This window comes from Bacillus infantis (assembly GCF_008180445.1).
GTDB lineage: Bacteria > Bacillota > Bacilli > Bacillales > Cytobacillaceae > Bacillus_AB > Bacillus_AB infantis_B.
Map to the genome: position 1 here is coordinate 58,832 of NZ_VTER01000014.1, position 17,614 is coordinate 76,445.

Sequence of the window (17,614 nt, forward strand, 5' to 3'; positions counted from 1 at the left end):
AGAATACGAAATAATTTTCTTCTTTATCTATTAATACATGAAAAAAAATTCTTTCGCCTTATGTTTTTATTATATAAAATTTTTTTCTGATTGCAACCGTTTTCAAAGAAATTTTTTTCTTTTATAATAGAACTATAGAAAAATTTGATAGGGAGTGCATCAATGGAAACTCTTTATTGCTTTGCCCGCATTAAAACCCATTATTCCAAATTCAGTGATAAAGAAAAAAGAATAGCTGACTATATTTTGGACAATCCCGAAAAAATTGTCCACAGCTCCATCAATCAGCTGGCAGATGATTTAGGGATTGCAGATTCAACGGTTTTCCGCTTCTGCAAAAGGATTGGCTTCAAAGGCTATCAGGCGCTGAAAATAGCCCTTGCCTCTGAAATTGTCGCACCGATAAAGGATATCCATGAGACGATCCAGGAGGAGGATGACGTTCTTACAGTCTCGGAAAAAGTGTTCCGGTCGAATATCAATACATTGGAGGATACCCTGAAGCTTATAAGGGGAGGAGCTTTTGAAATGGCTGTGGAAGCAATCCTGCAGGCGGAAAAGGTTGAGTTTTTCGGAAGCGGGGGCTCAGGAATCATTGCGCAGGATGCCTACCACAAATTCATCCGGACCGGACTTACCGTCCATGCCAACAGTGATTCCCATTTGCAGCTTATGTCAGCTTCCCAGCTGTCCGATAAAGATACGGCCGTGTTCATTTCCCATTCAGGGGCAACGAAGGATATGATCGGAGTGCTGAAGGTGGCCAGGGAAAACGGCGCCAGGACGATCAGCATCACCAACTTTGCCAAAACCCCGCTGACTCAGCAGGCCGACATCGCCCTTTACACGGTTGCCGAAGAAACAGACTACCGCTCAGAGGCCCTGTCATCCCGCATTGCCCAGCTGAGCATCATTGATGCCTTATATGTAAACGTCATGATCGCCCGCAAAGAGGAAGGAAAGCAGGCGCTTCGGAAAATGAGAAATGCCATCTCTTCAAAACGGATTTAACCCCAAAAATGAAAACGCTTTATATGCTGCGTATTTCAGGTACGGCTGTGAACAGCAAAATTCACAGCATAACCAGCAAAAAAAAGACTGCAGACATTCAATTTTCATTGAATTTATCTGCAGTCTTCAGATCCTGCTTAGGCAGGATCATTCTTTATTATTCGCCGCTTTTTACGACCGCATGACCGCCGAACTCATTCCTGAGTGCTGCCACTACCTTGCCGTGGAATGTATCATCCTCAAGTGAGCGATAGCGCATGAACTGGGACATCGCAATAACCGGGGCAGACGCCTGGAAGTCAAGTGCTGCTTCTACTGTCCATTTGCCTTCTCCTGAAGAATTCATGACACCTCTGATGCCTTCAAGCTTAGGATCTTTGCTGAACGCATTTTCCAGAAGCTCAGACAGCCATGAACGGATAACAGAACCATTATTCCATACACGCGATACTTCTTTGTAATCATAGTCGAAATTGCTTTTTTCAAGAATTTCAAAGCCTTCGGCAAAAGCTTGCATCATTCCGTACTCAATGCCATTGTGGACCATTTTCAGGAAGTGGCCGCTGCCGCGCTTTCCAGAGTAAAGATAGCCGTTCGGAACAGAAATATCGGCAAACAGCTGCTCAACTACGCTGAAAGCCTCCTTGTCGCCGCCGATCATCGTGCAGACGCCATGGCGTGCACCTTCCTGGCCGCCGCTTGTTCCGCAGTCGATATAATGGATGCCCTTCTCTGCGAGTTCATCCCCGCGGCGCAGAGTTTCCTTGTAGTTGGAGTTTCCGCCGTCGATGATGATGTCTCCTTCTGTCAGCACAGCTGCTGCACTGCTCAGAACCTTTTCAGTGATGTCTCCGGCAGGCACCATCATCCAGATAACCTTAGGAGAAGGGAGCATTGCTGCAAGCTCTTCAATCGAAGCTGCCGTCGCGACGCCTTCTGCCGAAATCTTTTCCATTGCTTCTGTATTTACATCATTAGCCACCACTTCATGGCCTTTGTCTCTCATATTAAGGGCAAGATTGTACCCCATTTTGCCCAGTCCAATTATACCTAGCTTCACGTTTCTTCCTCCTATGTACAGCATAAGCCTTTGATTAAAATCCTTTTCAACTATAACATTTTATCTCCAAAAATCAATCACTACAACCTCTGCCGAATACCTTATTCATGCCCTATTTCTGCTGGATTATTTTATAGCCCTTTTAAATCTGCTGAATGCACAGCCCGCTCCAGCTGTGATGCCATTTTTTCTTTTTTATCCTCTGGCGGTATATTTCCCTTTTCTCTTCATTCTCCAGGAAAAAACTGGTCGGCCTGACCACTCCGCTGACGGCATCTTCCACTCCCCAGGGGGCACCCAATTGCAGCCGGCCCTGATCCAGGGTAACAGCAAGCGCAGTTGCTGTCTCAGGAAATTTGGAAACAGCATCAAGTGAAGAAGCATAAGGAGGCATCCCGTTCCGGAAAGCCATCCTTGCCTGATTTTTTACGGACCATGGAACACCGGGCATCAGCTTCCGCAGCAGCTGTTCAGCCTCCTTTTCAGAAGCTTCACCAGTATTTTCTTTATTGAAATATATGACATCGATATCCGGGAGGGGCGTCCTCTCCCGGATTTCATGCAAAACATCCCATATCTTAGAGCGGACAAACCCGGCACAAATCCACCAGTCCGGCAGCCCGGCAGCTTCAGCCGCTTTCAGGATGTCCATCATCCAGACGTCGTCCTGAATGGCCTTTACTATATCTTCTTCACTGTTTAATTCCATACACTCACTCCTCTGCAACATGTCCCTTCAGACGGTTTTCCTTTCAATCAGGGCTGCTTCTGCCTCCATCTGTTTTGCCTGTCCGCTTGAGAGCCTTTCCAGGAACAGCCTGAAAGCTGTTTGGCCCATTTCGTATACAGGCAGATCCATCGTTGTAATCTGCAGTGCCCTGGAAATCGGATGATTATCAAAGCTTAAAACAGCCAGATCACCTGGTATCCTGAGTCCCAGCTTGCTCCATTCTGCAATGATGCCGGCTGCCACCTGATCGCTGCTGACGAGCAGTGCGTCCGGCCTCTCTGCCATCCCATAAAGCTGCCTGGCCACCCTTTCGCCGTCCTCAATGCCCAGGCATCTGTCAAAAATCCAATCCTCTGTAACGGCGATATTCTGTTCTGCCAATCCTTCACAGAATGCCTGATACCGGAGCATGCTGTTTGTGCCGGTTCTCCTGGCAATGCAATAGCCGATTCTCCTATACCCTTTAGACAGCAGATGATCGAGCCCCTGGCGAAACGCTTTATAATGGTCGATATAGACAGCACTGACAGAAGGATGGTCCAGCTTTTCACAAATGACTGCAGGCATATTGAGGCAGTATGGCTCCATTTTGCTCCAGCTGCTTTTCCGGGAAAGAATGATCATCCCATCAACCATCCTCATTTTCATCTTTGCGAGTGCCTCTATTTCTTTATCAGGATCATAGGCAGTCTGAAAAAGGTGAAGGCCATACTCATGCTTTAGAGCTTCCTCTCCAATCCCTTCCAGCAGGGAAGAAAAATAAGGGTGATTCACATATGGCAGCATAACCCCTACCGTCCTGGTCTTCCCTTTTGACAGATGGACTGCATTGATATTCTGGATGTAATCGAGCTTTTCAATGGCCTTCATGACGGCCAGCCGTTTTTCTTCTGCCACATAAGGATGCTTATTAAGCACCCTGGAAACTGTTGACACAGACACGTTTGCCAGTTTGGCAATTTCTCTGATATTCGCCATCTCCTGACCTCCTTGCTTATCAGCATTATAGCATGTGCGGCATTTTCACTTGCGCTGGAACGCATTTCATACTTTAAGCTCCTCTTATGGTTTGAGAAATTCAGGAAGGAGGACACCGGATGCAAGGGATATTATGCCTGCTGTTTCTATGCGCTTCAATAATATCAGCTGCTGCCTATAGCTTAAGCCTGAGAAAAGGCAGCAGCAAGGATCATGAAAAATAACATGAGCAGCATGACAGAAATGAACCATCCCCGGCCGCAGGGGATGGTTCAGGAACTAAAAGCTTCCCGGCATGGAGGAAATTTTCCAGCCGGCCTTTGTTTTTTCAAATTCAATATGAAAAGTTTCGTATAAAAGTGTATCACCAAGCGGGGCCTTTAAATCAAACTCTTTCACGTCACCGGCATCCTTCATCTGAAGGATTTCTGCATGCTGATAGCCCATGATGGACCCGCCATCTGCATTAGGCTGCACGAGCCTTCCATTATGTTCCTTGATGCCTGAATGAGTGATATAAGCTGAAATGGCTTCATTTGTAAAGGAAGATGAAAAATACTGGATCAGCTTTGATTCTGAATCAAGATCCCTGCCCATAAAGCGATAGTCCAAATCATCGATCGTAATGGATTCCATTTCTTCTATATTGCCGCCGCTTTGAACATGCCAGCGCTTTTGTGCCGCTTCATTGATTGCAGCAGCCAGCATTTCTTCCTCCAGGTTTTCGAGCTTCTGTACAGGAGAACCCCTCTTCAGACTGGAGATTATTTCATCCTTTTTAGAAACTGCCAAGCTGTAAAGTTCGAAAGCAGGACTGTCCGTGGGATAGGGGTTTTTCCACCCTTTCCTGACCATATATATATAAAGGTCATCCTCAAAAAGCTTCAGTAAATCTTTTTCATCCATGGGTTCTCCTGCATCTTTAGGATAAATCACAATATCAAACAGCTGCCCTTTTTCCTCCCCCTCGGGCTTGATGCTTGCAGATAAGCTGTATTCATTGCTTGTGCCGGGAGATCCTTCCACAGTCAAATAAGGAAACAATTCAAGCGGGATAGCGAGCGTCAGGTCAGATTCGGGAATATATAAAGCAGTATCCTGTCCTTTCCTGTCTCCAAGCATGGCTATAATTTCGTCTTTCAGCTCTGAAAACTTGCTGTAACCCGGCATAATCATGTTTAGGTTCATGCCCTTTTCTATTGATTGGATTGCTTCTTCGGGCTTTCCTTCCTTCACCTGCGCTTCAGCCAGGAAATACCAGTATATTGCTGCATCAGGGACTTCAGCTGTCCTTGCTTTATAATATTGTGAAACTTTAGGGAAGTAAGCTGGATACAGCTCTTTATCAGAAGTAAAGCGGCTGCCGTCCCATGACAGCATATCAACCTGATATACGTCAGCAAGATCGCGTGCCCATACGGCCAATGAATAGAAAGATCCTTCTTCAGGGCGGACCATTTCCAGCTCGTGATAGTTTTCCTGGCCAATCTTTTTCAGGGAGCCTTCAGCAAAGGAAAAAATATTGAGCGTGCTTCCTGCTGAAGCGCCGATGCTCCAGCCCAGCAATAGTTCATCCGCTCCATCCCCTGTCACGTCGGCGGCCGCACCCCAGCCTACATCAAATCCAATGCCTTTTATATCTTCCTGCAAAGTCCATTCTTTTTGCACTTTTTTGAGAACAAGAGTCCCTGGTTTGCCGGGGTCTCCTTTGAGCTTGTAGAAAACTGCCGCTTCCGGTGACCCATCTCCATCAAAATCCGCTTCCAGTATGCTGCTTCCTCCAACCGGCCTGTCAGGAACCGCTAAAATTGCATCTGCAGGGAGGAACCGCTTGGCGACAGGCTCAAGATTTTCTTTTTCCTGAATCTTTTCTGCCGGGGGCCTTGGCGCCTGTATAAGGCTGACCGGCTCAGGAAGAAACGTGCATCCTCCAAGCAGCAAAAAGCCCAGCAGTATGGCTATAAGTTTGAGTTTTCTCATTTTCCCCTCCACTCTCCCTCAAGGGCTAGAAGGAAATACATTCTTCCATCCTTACAAAGGCAGCCTGATATATGCGGCAGTTCCTTTTCCTCTCTCACTGGCCAGCTCAAACTGCCCTTGGTGTGCCGCTATGATCTCCTGGCAGATTGCAAGTCCAAGTCCGGTTCCTGCTCCATGGATTTTTCCTTTATAAAACTTTTCCTTTACTGCTTCCAGCTCATCGGAAGGTATCCCTGCCCCTGTATCACTGACGATAATGACTGCTTCCTTTTCCTTCCGCTTCAGAGCGACAGATATGGTGCCCTCTGCAGGTGTGAACTTCAAGCTGTTATCAAGAACATTCAGCAGCACCTGCTTCAGCCGATCTCTGTCTGCATTTAAAAAAAGGGGTTCTTCCGTTATCTCACTGGATAAAAGGATATTCTGGCGATTCGCCCGCGGTCTAAGCTGATTGACTGTCTGCTGGACCATTTTCTGCAGCAGGATACGCTCAAAAACAAAGCCCGCCTTCCCTGATGAAAGGCTTGATAGATCAAGCAGTTCACCGAGCAGATGGCTAAGCCTTTCACTTTCGTCTGTAATGATATTCAATCCTTCGGTGAACACCTTTTCATCCGTCATGCTCCGGAGAGTAAGGGCCCATCCTTTGACAGAGGTCAAAGGTGTCCTCAGCTCATGGGAAACAGAGGCAATAAACTCGTTCTTCAGCTTTTCATGCTTTTCGGCCTCCTCGGCCATATAATTCAATGTATCGGCAAGCAGGCCAACTTCATCATCCCGCTCCTTCTTGATCCTCACAGAAAACTTTCCGGATGCCATCAGTTCTGCAGCCTCTGTTATACGGCTTACAGGCTTAATAATCGTATTCGCCAGAAAATAGCTGATAGTCCCGGCAATCAGGATGACGGCGAGTCCGATCATAATTAATGCTGATGCATTTTGCAGGAAAACTTCGTTAAGCTGTTCGAGTGAGGTTGTCAGCCTGATGGCACCGACCGGCTCTCCAGAAACAAGGATCGGCCTTGCGACAGAGAGAAGCTTTTCTCCAGCTTCGGTCCCCGTCCAATAGCCTGTAGTACCGGAGAGGGCCGATTCTATATCCTGAAAACCCTTCAGGCTTTCTCCTTCCGGCAGGCTGCTCCCCGAAAGCAGTGCTCCATCCTTGCCGACGATCTGCACCTTTGCATCAAGGAGGAAATTGTACTGCTGCAGGAGCTGATCTGCTGAATCCTTGAGCGGCCTTGTCTGGAAATATTGCTCATAATAAACGGAGAACATGCTTCCCTGATCCCTGAGCGCCTGCTTGACACCCCCCATATAATAAAGCCGCAGGGCTGACAGGATGACTGCCTCGAAAAGGGCCACTGTGATGATGATCATCACAAGATAGCTTCCTGCAAGCCGTTTTCTGATCCCGTTTTTCATGACTTCTGCCCGCTTTCCTGAAAGCAGTACCCATACCCCCAAACGGTTTTAAGGAACAAAGGGCTTGAAGGTTCATCTTCAATTTTTTCCCGCAGCCTCCTGATATGGACATCCACTGTTTTCGGATCACCGAAATAATTCAATCCCCACACTTCGTCAAGAAGCTCATCTCTAGTGACTGGCTCATTCCGCTTTTGCAGCAAAAACTTCATCAGCTGGAATTCCCTTGCCGTCAATTTTACAAGCCTGCCCGACTTATACAGGCGCTGGGTTTTGACTTCAAGCAGGTAAGGGCCCAGCTCTAAGGCTGCAGGCCGGTCCGGGGAAGTATTCCTTGATGTCCGCCTCAGAACAGAGCGGATCCTTGCGGCAAGCTCAAGCGGGTTGAAGGGTTTGACAATATAATCATCAGCACCTATTTCCAGACCCATGATTTTGTCCATATCCTGCCCTCTTGCAGATAAGATAATGATGGGCAGATCCGGGTGCCGCTCCCTGAGCTTTGTACATATTTCATAACCATCCATATCAGGCAGCATCACATCCAGCACCACGAGCGAAGGGTTTTTATCCTCCGCAAGCTGCAACGCCGTTTTCCCATCTCCCGCTTCAAGCACCTCGAAGTTGGATCTTTCAAGATTAAATAGAATAAGCTTCCGGATCGGCAATTCATCCTCGACAACCAAGATTTTTCCTTCTATCATTCTAGTGACCTCGCACTTTCAATTTATATTCATGATTTTATTTTACAACGGGTAGTGCTTTTGGAAAATATTTTCATTTGTTTTTTCAGAAAAAAGTGCCGTCCTGCCTTCTGGTTAGACTGGAAGTTTTCCAGTACACTAGGATTAGAAAATAATCAGGGAGGTGCACACGATGCCTGACTGGTCATATCATCCGATATTCAAACCGATTCTGGAAAGGCTCCCGGGCGGAGCGGGACGGGAATTTATCCATAAAGGGATGAACAGTCTCTCATCGCTGCCGGGCGGCAGGCACATCATTGAATTTCTTGGGCATATGTCTCCGGCACCTGAACTTCAAAAGACGATGCTTGGATACAGTTTTCAATCGCCTGTCGGCTTAAGTGGGAAAGTGGATCCCCTTCTTTCCGGTACAAAGGCTTTTACCAGGCTAGGCTTCGGTTTTCTGGAAGCCGGCCCTGTTTCTATGGAAGTGCAGCTTTCCAGCGGTACCGCTGTCAAGCATCAAGATGGATCGATTTCCTATCCTGTTCCGCTGGAGTCCATTGGAGTAGATAGGACGATCTCCAAGCTTGAAAAAATGAAAGCTGCCCATCAGCCGCTGTTCATCAGAATAAATTCACCTGCTTCCAGCATGGATTTGGCAGCAGCAGAAATTATCGATCTGGCTGGACGCCTTTGCCCATATGCTTCGGCAATGATCCTTGAAGACGGATGGAGGTTTAAGCAGGAACACTATAGAAAGATTGCCGGTATCCTTAAAGGCAAACCTGTCCTCCTCGGCACTTCCCCCGCTGCCTTCCGGAAGCAGCAGACCATTATTGCCGCTTTGGCAGATGAAAACCTGATTCAGGGGATTGTATTAGATGAAGAGGCGTATTTTTCAGGCGGCAGGCAAACATTCCCATTAAGCGCTCCAGAAGCTTTCACGGATTGTTTATCGACTATAAAGAACACATATCCAGCTGGCTTTCCTGCAATTGTCTCCGGGGGAGTCCTTGAGCCGGAGGACGCCATTAGATTATATACAGCAGGGGCAGACTTGATTATGCTGTCGGGAGGATATGTTTCCTCAGGGCCCGGGCTTCCAAAGAGGATCAATGAAGCGGCTGCAGACCTCGGGGTTCATGCAGGAAGGGGGGATTTTGGAGGCTGGATGCTGTATTGGCTGTTTGGCTTTTTCATCCTGATTGGCGGGCTGATCGCCCTTTTTTTCAGCCTGACATCTGTCATTCTTCCTTATGATGAACATTTCCTTGGCATCAGCCGGGAAGACCTTATACTGATGAACCCGCTGCTCATCAAATTTATGCTGCACGACCGGATGACACTCGCCGGGACCATGATCTCGGGCGGAATCCTCTATATGGAGCTTGCCCGCCACGGTGCCAGGCACGGTCTCCACTGGGCACGAAAGGCAATCAATGCAGGCGCGGTGACTGGTTTCCTCGGAATCCTGCTGTTTATCGGATACGGCTATTTCGATTGGCTTCACGGACTTTTTTGGCTCATTCTGCTTCCCTTCTTTTTAATGGGGCTCTGGAACTCAAAGGGAGCCAATCAAAGGCCTCGTTCTATTAATAGAAAAAACACAGCAGCCTGGCGGAAAAGCCTTTGGGGGCAGCTGTGTTTTGTCATCCTTGGTTTTTCTTTTGTCATTGGCGGGATATCCATTTCCGCCATAGGTGCAACCGGTGTTTTCGTCCAGACTGATATCGGATATATCTGCATGACCCCTGAACAGATGAACAATCTCAATGAAAAGCTCATCCCGCTGATTGCCCATGATCGGGCCGGCTTCGGCAGCGCTTTGTTCAGTGTTGGCCTGCTGGTGCTGATGACCGCCCTATGGGGCTTCCGCCAAGGCGGGAAGTGGGTGTGGAGGATGCTTCTCATCGGCGGCATCCCTGCCTTTGCGGCAGGTATTCTCACCCATTTTTATATCGGCTATACCACCTTTTATCATCTTTTGCCTGCCTACTTTGCTTTTGGGCTTTATATAGCAGGGCTGGTGCTCACACGCAAATTTTTCCTGGACCAGGCTGCTGACTGAGGCAGCCTTTTAAAAACAGTCTTATGATCAGCTGCTTTGAAGCAGCCTGACAGTCAGCTTTCTGATCAGGCCAGGGAGAATCCCAAAGGTATATGGCTTGTAGACTCTTTCTGTCCATTTATGTCCGCCCTTCCCATAGACTCCAATATTCAGGGAAGGAATATTCAATGTTTTCATTTCCTTTAGCGGGATGGGAAAGAGCTCGTCCATTGCCGGGAAATTCTGCTTTAGCAAGCCGATTTCATCATCTGACCCGCTGTATGAAAGAAAGCTGGCATCAGACAGGTACGGGAAATACTTTCTCAGCTTAAATTCCTCGCCTGTCAGCATCTCTTCCTCTCTCAGCACTTCTTCAAGACAGCTCAGGATGCTTCCACCCCCAATGTGATTCGCAGGAAGGAATGGAGGTGCAAAGAACAGGATGGCTCTCGGCTTTTTCTCAGGATCAAGCCGGTGAAGCGCCTCGACTGCTGCGAATGCCAGCATCCGCTCATCACTTTCATACTTTCCCGCTTCTTTGATGCTGTCCCTGACAGCTTTCACAGGATCGAGCCCTAGTCCATCAAGATAATGGACCATCTCCGAAAAGGTGATCACCTCCATTCCCCAGTCAAGGCCGCCCTCCGGCAGGCTATTGGTGCGCCGATAAAGCTCATAGCTTTCCGACAGCCTTTTCTCAGCCTCAGCGCACGCTTCCATTGCAATCATCTTCAATTCCTTCATCAGCTCAACTGGCGATTTATTATAGATAAAATAATTGAAATACAGCTTGCAGCTTACGGCTGTCTGGACATCATAGCTTTTTTTGTCATCCTTCATATATAAGCAGCTCGGCGGGAGGATCAATTCATCTTCCACTTTTTCAGCAAGTTTGAAATTCTGGCTGATCCTTAGATTGAGCTCTGATGCTACAATCGTCGGATCGAGTCCTGCAAGGCTTTCGCCTGCATGCGCTTCCCTTCCTGCGATATAAAAACACGGCAGCAGCTTCCCGGCCGTCCCTGCATAGATATATTTTCTGCTGTCTCCGTCGAACAAAGGGGAGATGAAGTCATTATTGATGCTGGCCCGGTATTGAAGCCCGTGCTCTGCTTTGAGCCGGAGCAGTTCCCCCAGTGCAGCCCGAATGCCGGTGTGCTGGCCTTCTTCATCCGCATTGAAGAGGACAAGCAGATTCCCGTCAAGCTCCTCTGGATGCTCTGAAAAATAAAGGAGATTTGCCAGGTGGACAGCAATTCCGCTTTGCATATCAAGGCCCCCTCGGCCAAAAAGCCATTCACCTGATCTTGCATCATTACAAAGCTCCACATCTGCTTCATATTGCGCAAAGAAAGCCTGCAGCCCGTCCGGATCATGGGCAAAGGGCTTCAATGTACCATAGTCTTCAATCCCTACCGTATCAAAATGGGCATGATAAAGGATTGTCTGCTTTCCCTTTCCTTTAATAAAAGCAAATACATTTTTTCTGGAAAAAGGATCCCCTTCAATCTCCTGCTCCCAGCAAAAATCCGGGCGGACTTTAAAATATGGAAAAGTGCTGATGATCCCCTTGATGAATTCTGCCTTCTTTCTTTCACCGTCTGTATTGGTATAGCTATCCCGCTTGATCAGCTCTGCTGTCAGCTTTTCCGCCTGTTCAAAGATTGTCAGTCCCTGCAATTCTGCATACATGCAAAATTCCCCCATTCAGTAATTGAAATAAGTGTAAAGTCTGCAGGATGCAATAATCAACCCATTTTCAAATTATTTAAAATTTTCCCTGTACCAGCTTTCAGCAAAGTTTATGTGAAACCGAATGCATTCAGGCTTTTTACAGAATAATAATGATTAGCACTTGAATTTCATTATAAAAACGAATAATATATTATTTGTGCTTTTTAAATGTTCGTATTTCCGGAGGTTTTTTATGTTTAAACTTAAAGATTATCAAACCAATGTGAAAACAGAGGTTCTAGCAGGCATCACAACGTTCTTGACGATGGTTTATATTGTAGTCGTCAATCCTGTCATCCTTTCAGATGCCGGCGTCCCTTTTGACCAAGTGTTCACAGCGACCATCATTGCTGCTGTTGCCGGGACATTGTGGATGGCCCTGTTCGCCAATTACCCGATAGCCATCGCCCCTGGAATGGGCTTGAATGCGTATTTCGCCTATTCAGTTGTGGGCACTCATGGAAATATTGATTATATGACGGCATTTGCAGCCGTTTTCGTTGCCGGGATCATCTTTATCATCCTGTCATTGACCCCTTTCCGCAAGAAGCTGATTGAAGCGATTCCTGAAAATCTGAAGCATGGCATCACGGCCGGGATCGGCCTGTTCATTGCCTTCATCGGACTGCGGCTTACAGGCATCATTACAAGCCATCCGACCAATCTGGTAGCGCTGGGAGACCTTCATCAGCCATCAGCCGTGCTTGCGCTTATCGGCCTGGCCGTCACACTCGTCCTTATGGTATTGAATGTAAATGGCGCAATGTTTTTCGGAATGATCGCTACCGGACTGATTGCCTTTTTCACGGGCCAGCTCAGCTTTGAGCAAGGATTAGTTTCACTGCCTTCACTTCCTGATGGCCTGATCATTGCCAATCCGCTGTCAGCATTTGCGGAAGTCTTCCAGCATAGTCTGTATGCCGTCGTCTTCTCTTTCCTGCTTGTTACAATCTTTGATACAACAGGAACAATGATCGGCGTGGCCCAGCAGGCCGGGCTCATGAAAGGCAATACCATGCCGCGGGCGAGGGAGGCGCTTCTTTCTGACAGCATCGCTACCACAATCGGTGCAATGTTCGGTACAAGCCCTACCTCAGCATATATTGAATCTTCTTCAGGAGTAGCCGCAGGGGGCCGGACCGGCCTGACCTCCCTCACTGTAGCTGGTCTGTTTGTCCTTGCAGCCTTTTTCGGTCCGCTCGTAAGCGCGGTATCCGGACTTTCGGCCATCACTGCACCAGCACTGATCATTGTAGGCAGCCTGATGATGGGGAGCATTTCGCATATTAAATGGAATGAACTGGACGAAGCATTCCCTGCCTTCCTGATCATCCTGAGCATGCCGCTGACATCAAGCATCGCAACAGGCATCGCACTTGGCTTCATCTCCTACCCGCTGATGAAAATCGTAAAAGGAAAATGGCGCGACGTCCATCCGCTTGTTTACCTGTTTGCCGTATTGTTCTTTTATCAGCTGGCGTTTTTGCCGCACTAATAGAAATGCGGAGGCGACTGTTCATTAGAGGAACGCGGACTAAGAACGCCACGTCCTGTGGCAACGTCCGCATGACCCACATCCTGTGGCCCTCAAGCATAAGCCAATCAGGACGGAAGGTTGTTCTTTAACCTTCTGGCCTGATTGGCTTATGACTCGAGCACCTAGGAGCCGGAGCTGGACAAATTGAAATGCGGAAAAGCCTTGCTCAGCCCCGACAAGCATAAGACGAACAGAGCGAAAGGTTTGCCCTTTAACCTTTTGATCTGTTTGGCTTATGACTCGAGGGGCTAGGCTTTGGAGCTGGACAATCGAAATGCGGAGGTCGCTTGCCCATTGAAAATAACAAACAAAAAGAGCAGCTGCAATATGCAGCTGCTCTTTCTTTTATATCAGTACTTCAACCTTGGCATCCTTTTTCAGATCTTCAACCTGTTTAACCAGTACTTCCTGTTTCTTTTGGTCGTTAAGCTGTTCCTGGATTTTTGTTTTTATTTCTTCGTATTCCGGAACTGATTGCCCTTCAGGTGTTGATGCTTTCACTTGATCATAATAAGCTTTGACTTCTTCTTCTGTAGCGGCATCAGCTTTAATTTCTTTATCGATATACTTATTTGATACGATAGAATCGCTGATTTGCCCCTTCAGCTCTTCTTCAGTCAATCCCGCATCCTTTAGGGCAGCGGCAAATTTCTTGTCATCGCCTTCGTATTGTTTCTTTATTTCATCCAGCTGGCCCTGTACCTCTTCTTCTGAGGCCTTGTAGCCTTTATCAGCGGCTTCCTGCATGATTAAGCTTTGTCCGACCAGGCTGTCTATTGTCTGCTGCTTGATTTGTTCTGAGGCTTCTTTGGTAGTCGGATCCTGTCCGCTCATCTGATAGCTCATTTGAGCATTCTGGAGCATGCCGTTAAAGTCTTTGCCCAGAATTTTATCGTCATTGACAACAGCAACGGTTTCTTTTTCATCGACTTTTTGCTTGTCCAGTTTTTCCTGCATTTCCTTCATGCTGGCCTCCTGGCTCTTTTCTTCCTGCTTGCTTGCATTTTTATCTTCTGATTGAGCATTGTCCCCATTCCCGCCGCAAGCAGTTAAAACGGCAGCGGTCAAGACTGCCAGCATCGTCCATTTAATCTTCTTCATGATCCGTCCCCTTTCGCCCTCCTGATAAAGGGCTATTTCTATAATTTTCTTATATAGTGGGCATTATAGCTGATATTTTCGCGAAAAGATACCAATCACCCATTACCAACTTTTGGAACAAAGAAAGCAGTGCCTGACAGATATAGCAGTACCGGCTGTATCTTCCTGTTATTTCCCTCCCTCTTCAACTGAAAATTACTGCCTTATCAGAAGCTGCAGGAGCAGGATTGAACAGAAGCCTTCCAGTTTCAGCTTTCAAATTATAACCCTTAAGGCAGACGTTCTAAATGTACAATTCGCACATACTTTTCTTTATAGGACAGGACAAGATAAGGTGATGTGAGAGATGGTACATAAAATGACTGCTATCATAATGGGAAGCTTTCTTATGGGGATTGGCATCAATGGCTTTATCATTCCTCATCATCTGCTGGATGGCGGTTTTATCGGGCTTGGCCTGATTCTGCACTATTATTATGATTTCCCACCGGGCCTGTCTTTGGTATGCCTCAGCATCCCTGTTTATACAGCGGCCTGGTTTTATCACCGCAAGTATTTCTTTTACAGTTTGTCCGGTCTGCTGGCTTCCTCCATTTTTATTGACCTCTTTGAGCCTATCAAAGGAACCATGCCGCTGGGGATACTGCCAAGCGCTGTTATTGGAGGAATACTGGTCGGCTGCGGGATCGGACTCATGCTCCGGTATGACACAAGCACATGCGGCTCTGATCTGCTTGCACAGCTTCTCTCAAAAGCATTTTCTGTCAATGTGGGGCTGATCATCTTTATAATGGATGCGCTGATTATCTCATCAGGAATCAAAGCAGTCGGATGGACGCATTTTTTCTATTCGTTCCTGACCATCATCAGTGTGGCAATCCTGACGATCATGATGAATCGGGGCCGGCATTCAGCAGCAGGGGCATAGCCCCGGCAAACAGGCTGAAGGAGCCTGTATCAGGCACCTCCAGCCTTTCTGCATACATAAACCAAGGATTCAGACCGGGCAGTCAGCGCCCTTTTGTCCCAGCCTCCATAGACTTGGACTATCTCCAGGCGGCAGCTTCCAAGCAGCCGTTCCATCTCCTGCGGATATGTATATCTAAGAAAAATATTCTTTACTGTTTCTTCCAGATCGCTCCTTCGGATTGTCTGGTAATGCTGGATCTGTGTTAACTTATCGTATTTGCTGATCGTAGAAACCTTTATTTGCTCCCCGCTTTTTCCAGTGATGGTTTTCCAATATTCCTCTTGTTCAGGCTGAAGCAATTCTTCTGCAGAAGGAAACCGGGTATCGAAGATAAACAGCCCTCTTTTGTCCAGGTGGTTTACAACGGCTTCCAGGAGCCTATTCTGGTCCTGATTGGTCAAAAAATGCTGAAAGGAATTGCCGGACATGTAAATGAGCCCAGACTTCAGCTCCAGATCCACCGATCTTACATCCCCGCAGATCCATTTGATCGGAAGCCCTTTCGCTTTTTCAGCCGCCCTGCCGAGCATGCCTTTATGTATATCGACACCTGTCACTTCAAAACCCTTTTCAGCCAGCGGAATAGCGAGCCTCCCTGTCCCGCATGCCAGGTCGATGACCGGCCCCCTTCTGCCTTCCAAAAGCTCCAGCAGCAGATGCAGCTCCCCTGTCCAGCTGTTCTCAATATCATATAAAACAGGATCATCATATTCTTCAAAGTTATCCATTTTCACCGTCCAACTCCCTTTTTTCCATTATCGTAACGGAATATACCAAATTTTTCTACCAATTTCGTTTTTTCATACAGAAAAAGCCGGAGGGAGCCCCCGGCCTTTTCAATCAAGCTTCTGCTTCAATTTTATTAGCAGCATCATTATAAGCAGCAGTATCAATGTCCCCAGTCACACGGCTTGTGAGAATGCCGGATGTCATGCTTCCGGATACATTGACCGCTGTCCGCCCCATATCAATGAGGGGCTCAATGGAAATGAGGAGGCCTGCAAGCCCTACCGGCAGATTGAGTGCTGAAAGGACAAGCAGTGCCGCAAAGGTAGCGCCGCCGCCTACACCTGCTACGCCAAAAGAACTGATGGCGACGATGGCGATGACAGACAGCAGGAATGACGGTGACAGAGGGTCGATTCCTACTGTAGGCGCAATCATGACTGCCAGCATTGCCGGATAGATCCCGGCACATCCGTTTTGGCCGATAGTAAGGCCGAATGAACCTGAGAAGTTGGCTATCCCTTCAGATACCCCGAGTGACCGCTGTGTTTTAATATTCAGCGGCAGTGCTCCAGCACTCGTCCTGGATGTGAAGGCAAAGGCCAGGACAGGGAAAGCTTTTTTCATGTACGTGACAGGATTCAGGCCAGCCAATACCAGCAGCAGCAGGTGAATCAGGAACATGACAATGAGCGCTGCATAGGAAGCAACGACAAATTTGCCAAGATTCAGGATGCTTTCAAGATCGCTGGTAGCCGCGGTCTTTGCCATGATGGCCAGAACCCCGTATGGCGTAAGGCGGAGAATCAATGTAACGACCCTCATGATAATGCTGTAAAAAGAATCTACTATTCTCGCAAAAAGCTCCGCATGCTCAGGTGTTTTCCGTTTTACGCCAAGATAGGCGATCCCCAGGAAGGCGGCAAATATGACAACCGAAATGGTGGATGTAGGCCGCGCACCTGTGAAATCCAGAAATGGATTGGCAGGCAGAAGATCCAGTATCTGCTGCGGGAAAGTGCGGTCCTGAATTTCCCCGTACCGCTGCTCAAGCTGTTCAGCCCTTGCAGATTCCGCTTCTCCCTGTGTAATCTGGACTGCCTCCAGATCGAATCCCAGGGCCGCCGTGATGCCGACCGCCGCTGCGATCGCCGTGGTCCCAACCAGGATCCCAAGGATCAGGGTGCTGATTTTTCCAATATTATTGGTCAGCTTCAGCTTCGTAAAAGCAGCCAGTATCGAAATAAAGACGAGCGGCATGACAATCATCTGCAGAAATCTGACATATCCTCCCCCGGCAAGATTGAACCATTCTGCCGACTCGGCGATTACTTCCGAACCGGATCCGTAAATGAACTGCAGGGCAAAGCCGAATATAATCCCCGCTCCAAGTGCAGTGAATACACGCTTGGAGAACGATATATGTTTTTTCTGCATCACATATAGTCCATAAATCAATAAAAGCATAATGGCAATATTCACTATAATATATACCGCAGACATACTATCCCTCCTAATATTTCCTATAAACACACTTTATTTCATATATTCCCATCTGTCAAATCGGGATTACTCGCAAATCCTCCTTTCTTGCAATATATTTTAAAGCCCTTCTTATATATGAGC

At 47.5% G+C, this 17,614-nt stretch carries 14 protein-coding genes; 4 read left to right on the forward strand and 10 right to left on the reverse strand.

What is annotated here, in order from left to right; translation table 11 throughout:
* Nucleotides 1-162: 162 nt before the first annotated feature.
* Nucleotides 163-1,011, forward strand: coding sequence for a MurR/RpiR family transcriptional regulator (locus FZD51_RS22100; RefSeq protein WP_148976724.1), 849 nt, complete (start codon nucleotides 163-165; stop codon nucleotides 1,009-1,011).
* A 157-nt stretch (nucleotides 1,012-1,168) separates the two neighbouring features.
* Here the strand turns inward: FZD51_RS22100 and gnd are convergent, their stop codons facing one another.
* From gnd to FZD51_RS22130, 6 genes are all read right to left on the reverse strand, one after another.
* Nucleotides 1,169-2,095 (reverse strand): phosphogluconate dehydrogenase (NAD(+)-dependent, decarboxylating), encoded by a 927-nt coding sequence (gene gnd / locus FZD51_RS22105; protein ID WP_222928625.1) that lies wholly within the window; start codon nucleotides 2,093-2,095, stop codon nucleotides 1,169-1,171.
* A gap of 118 nt (nucleotides 2,096-2,213) precedes the next feature.
* Nucleotides 2,214-2,780 carry a nucleotidyltransferase family protein gene (locus FZD51_RS22110; RefSeq protein WP_148976726.1) on the reverse strand — a complete coding sequence of 189 codons (567 nt, stop codon included), beginning with the start codon at nucleotides 2,778-2,780 and terminating at the stop codon, nucleotides 2,214-2,216.
* Nucleotides 2,781-2,807: 27 nt separating this feature from the next.
* A complete protein-coding gene (locus FZD51_RS22115; protein ID WP_148976727.1) occupies nucleotides 2,808-3,779 on the reverse strand; it encodes a LacI family DNA-binding transcriptional regulator in 972 nt (323 codons plus the stop codon).
* 279 nt (nucleotides 3,780-4,058) lie between these two features.
* A complete protein-coding gene (locus tag FZD51_RS22120; RefSeq protein WP_148976728.1) occupies nucleotides 4,059-5,759 on the reverse strand; it encodes an IseA DL-endopeptidase inhibitor family protein in 1,701 nt (566 codons plus the stop codon).
* Between the two features lie 51 nt (nucleotides 5,760-5,810).
* The gene (locus tag FZD51_RS22125; protein WP_148976729.1) at nucleotides 5,811-7,184 is read right to left on the reverse strand and encodes a sensor histidine kinase; all 1,374 of its coding nucleotides are present in this window, start codon (nucleotides 7,182-7,184) and stop codon (nucleotides 5,811-5,813) included.
* A complete protein-coding gene (locus tag FZD51_RS22130) occupies nucleotides 7,181-7,888 on the reverse strand; it encodes a response regulator transcription factor (protein WP_148976730.1) in 708 nt (235 codons plus the stop codon). Before FZD51_RS22130 ends, FZD51_RS22125 begins: the two co-directional genes overlap by 4 nt.
* Nucleotides 7,889-8,060: 172 nt before the next feature.
* Between FZD51_RS22130 and FZD51_RS22135 the strand changes: the two genes are divergently transcribed.
* Complete coding sequence (locus tag FZD51_RS22135) at nucleotides 8,061-9,941, forward strand: dihydroorotate dehydrogenase (RefSeq protein ID WP_148976731.1); 1,881 nt, start codon at nucleotides 8,061-8,063, stop codon at nucleotides 9,939-9,941.
* Between the two features lie 27 nt (nucleotides 9,942-9,968).
* Here the strand turns inward: FZD51_RS22135 and FZD51_RS22140 are convergent, their stop codons facing one another.
* On the reverse strand, nucleotides 9,969-11,612 hold the full coding sequence (locus FZD51_RS22140; RefSeq protein ID WP_148976732.1) for a M20/M25/M40 family metallo-hydrolase: 1,644 nt from the start codon (nucleotides 11,610-11,612) through the stop codon (nucleotides 9,969-9,971).
* Between the two features lie 235 nt (nucleotides 11,613-11,847).
* On the opposite strand from FZD51_RS22140, the gene FZD51_RS22145 reads away from it, so the two are divergent.
* Nucleotides 11,848-13,149, forward strand: coding sequence for an NCS2 family permease (locus tag FZD51_RS22145; RefSeq protein ID WP_148976733.1), 1,302 nt, complete (start codon nucleotides 11,848-11,850; stop codon nucleotides 13,147-13,149).
* A gap of 387 nt (nucleotides 13,150-13,536) precedes the next feature.
* Here FZD51_RS22145 and FZD51_RS22150 read toward each other — a convergent pair whose 3' ends face one another.
* Nucleotides 13,537-14,292, reverse strand: a complete 756-nt coding sequence (locus FZD51_RS22150) for a SurA N-terminal domain-containing protein (RefSeq protein WP_148976734.1) — start codon at nucleotides 14,290-14,292, stop codon at nucleotides 13,537-13,539.
* A 346-nt stretch (nucleotides 14,293-14,638) separates the two neighbouring features.
* On the opposite strand from FZD51_RS22150, the gene FZD51_RS22155 reads away from it, so the two are divergent.
* Nucleotides 14,639-15,220, forward strand: a complete 582-nt coding sequence (locus FZD51_RS22155; protein WP_148976735.1) for a YitT family protein — start codon at nucleotides 14,639-14,641, stop codon at nucleotides 15,218-15,220.
* A gap of 29 nt (nucleotides 15,221-15,249) precedes the next feature.
* On the opposite strand, the gene FZD51_RS22160 is transcribed toward FZD51_RS22155, so the two are convergent.
* Complete coding sequence (locus tag FZD51_RS22160) at nucleotides 15,250-15,990, reverse strand: class I SAM-dependent methyltransferase (protein WP_148976786.1); 741 nt, start codon at nucleotides 15,988-15,990, stop codon at nucleotides 15,250-15,252.
* Nucleotides 15,991-16,102: 112 nt separating this feature from the next.
* The gene (locus tag FZD51_RS22165) at nucleotides 16,103-17,491 is read right to left on the reverse strand and encodes an L-cystine transporter (RefSeq protein WP_148976736.1); all 1,389 of its coding nucleotides are present in this window, start codon (nucleotides 17,489-17,491) and stop codon (nucleotides 16,103-16,105) included.
* Nucleotides 17,492-17,614 lie beyond the last annotated feature (123 nt).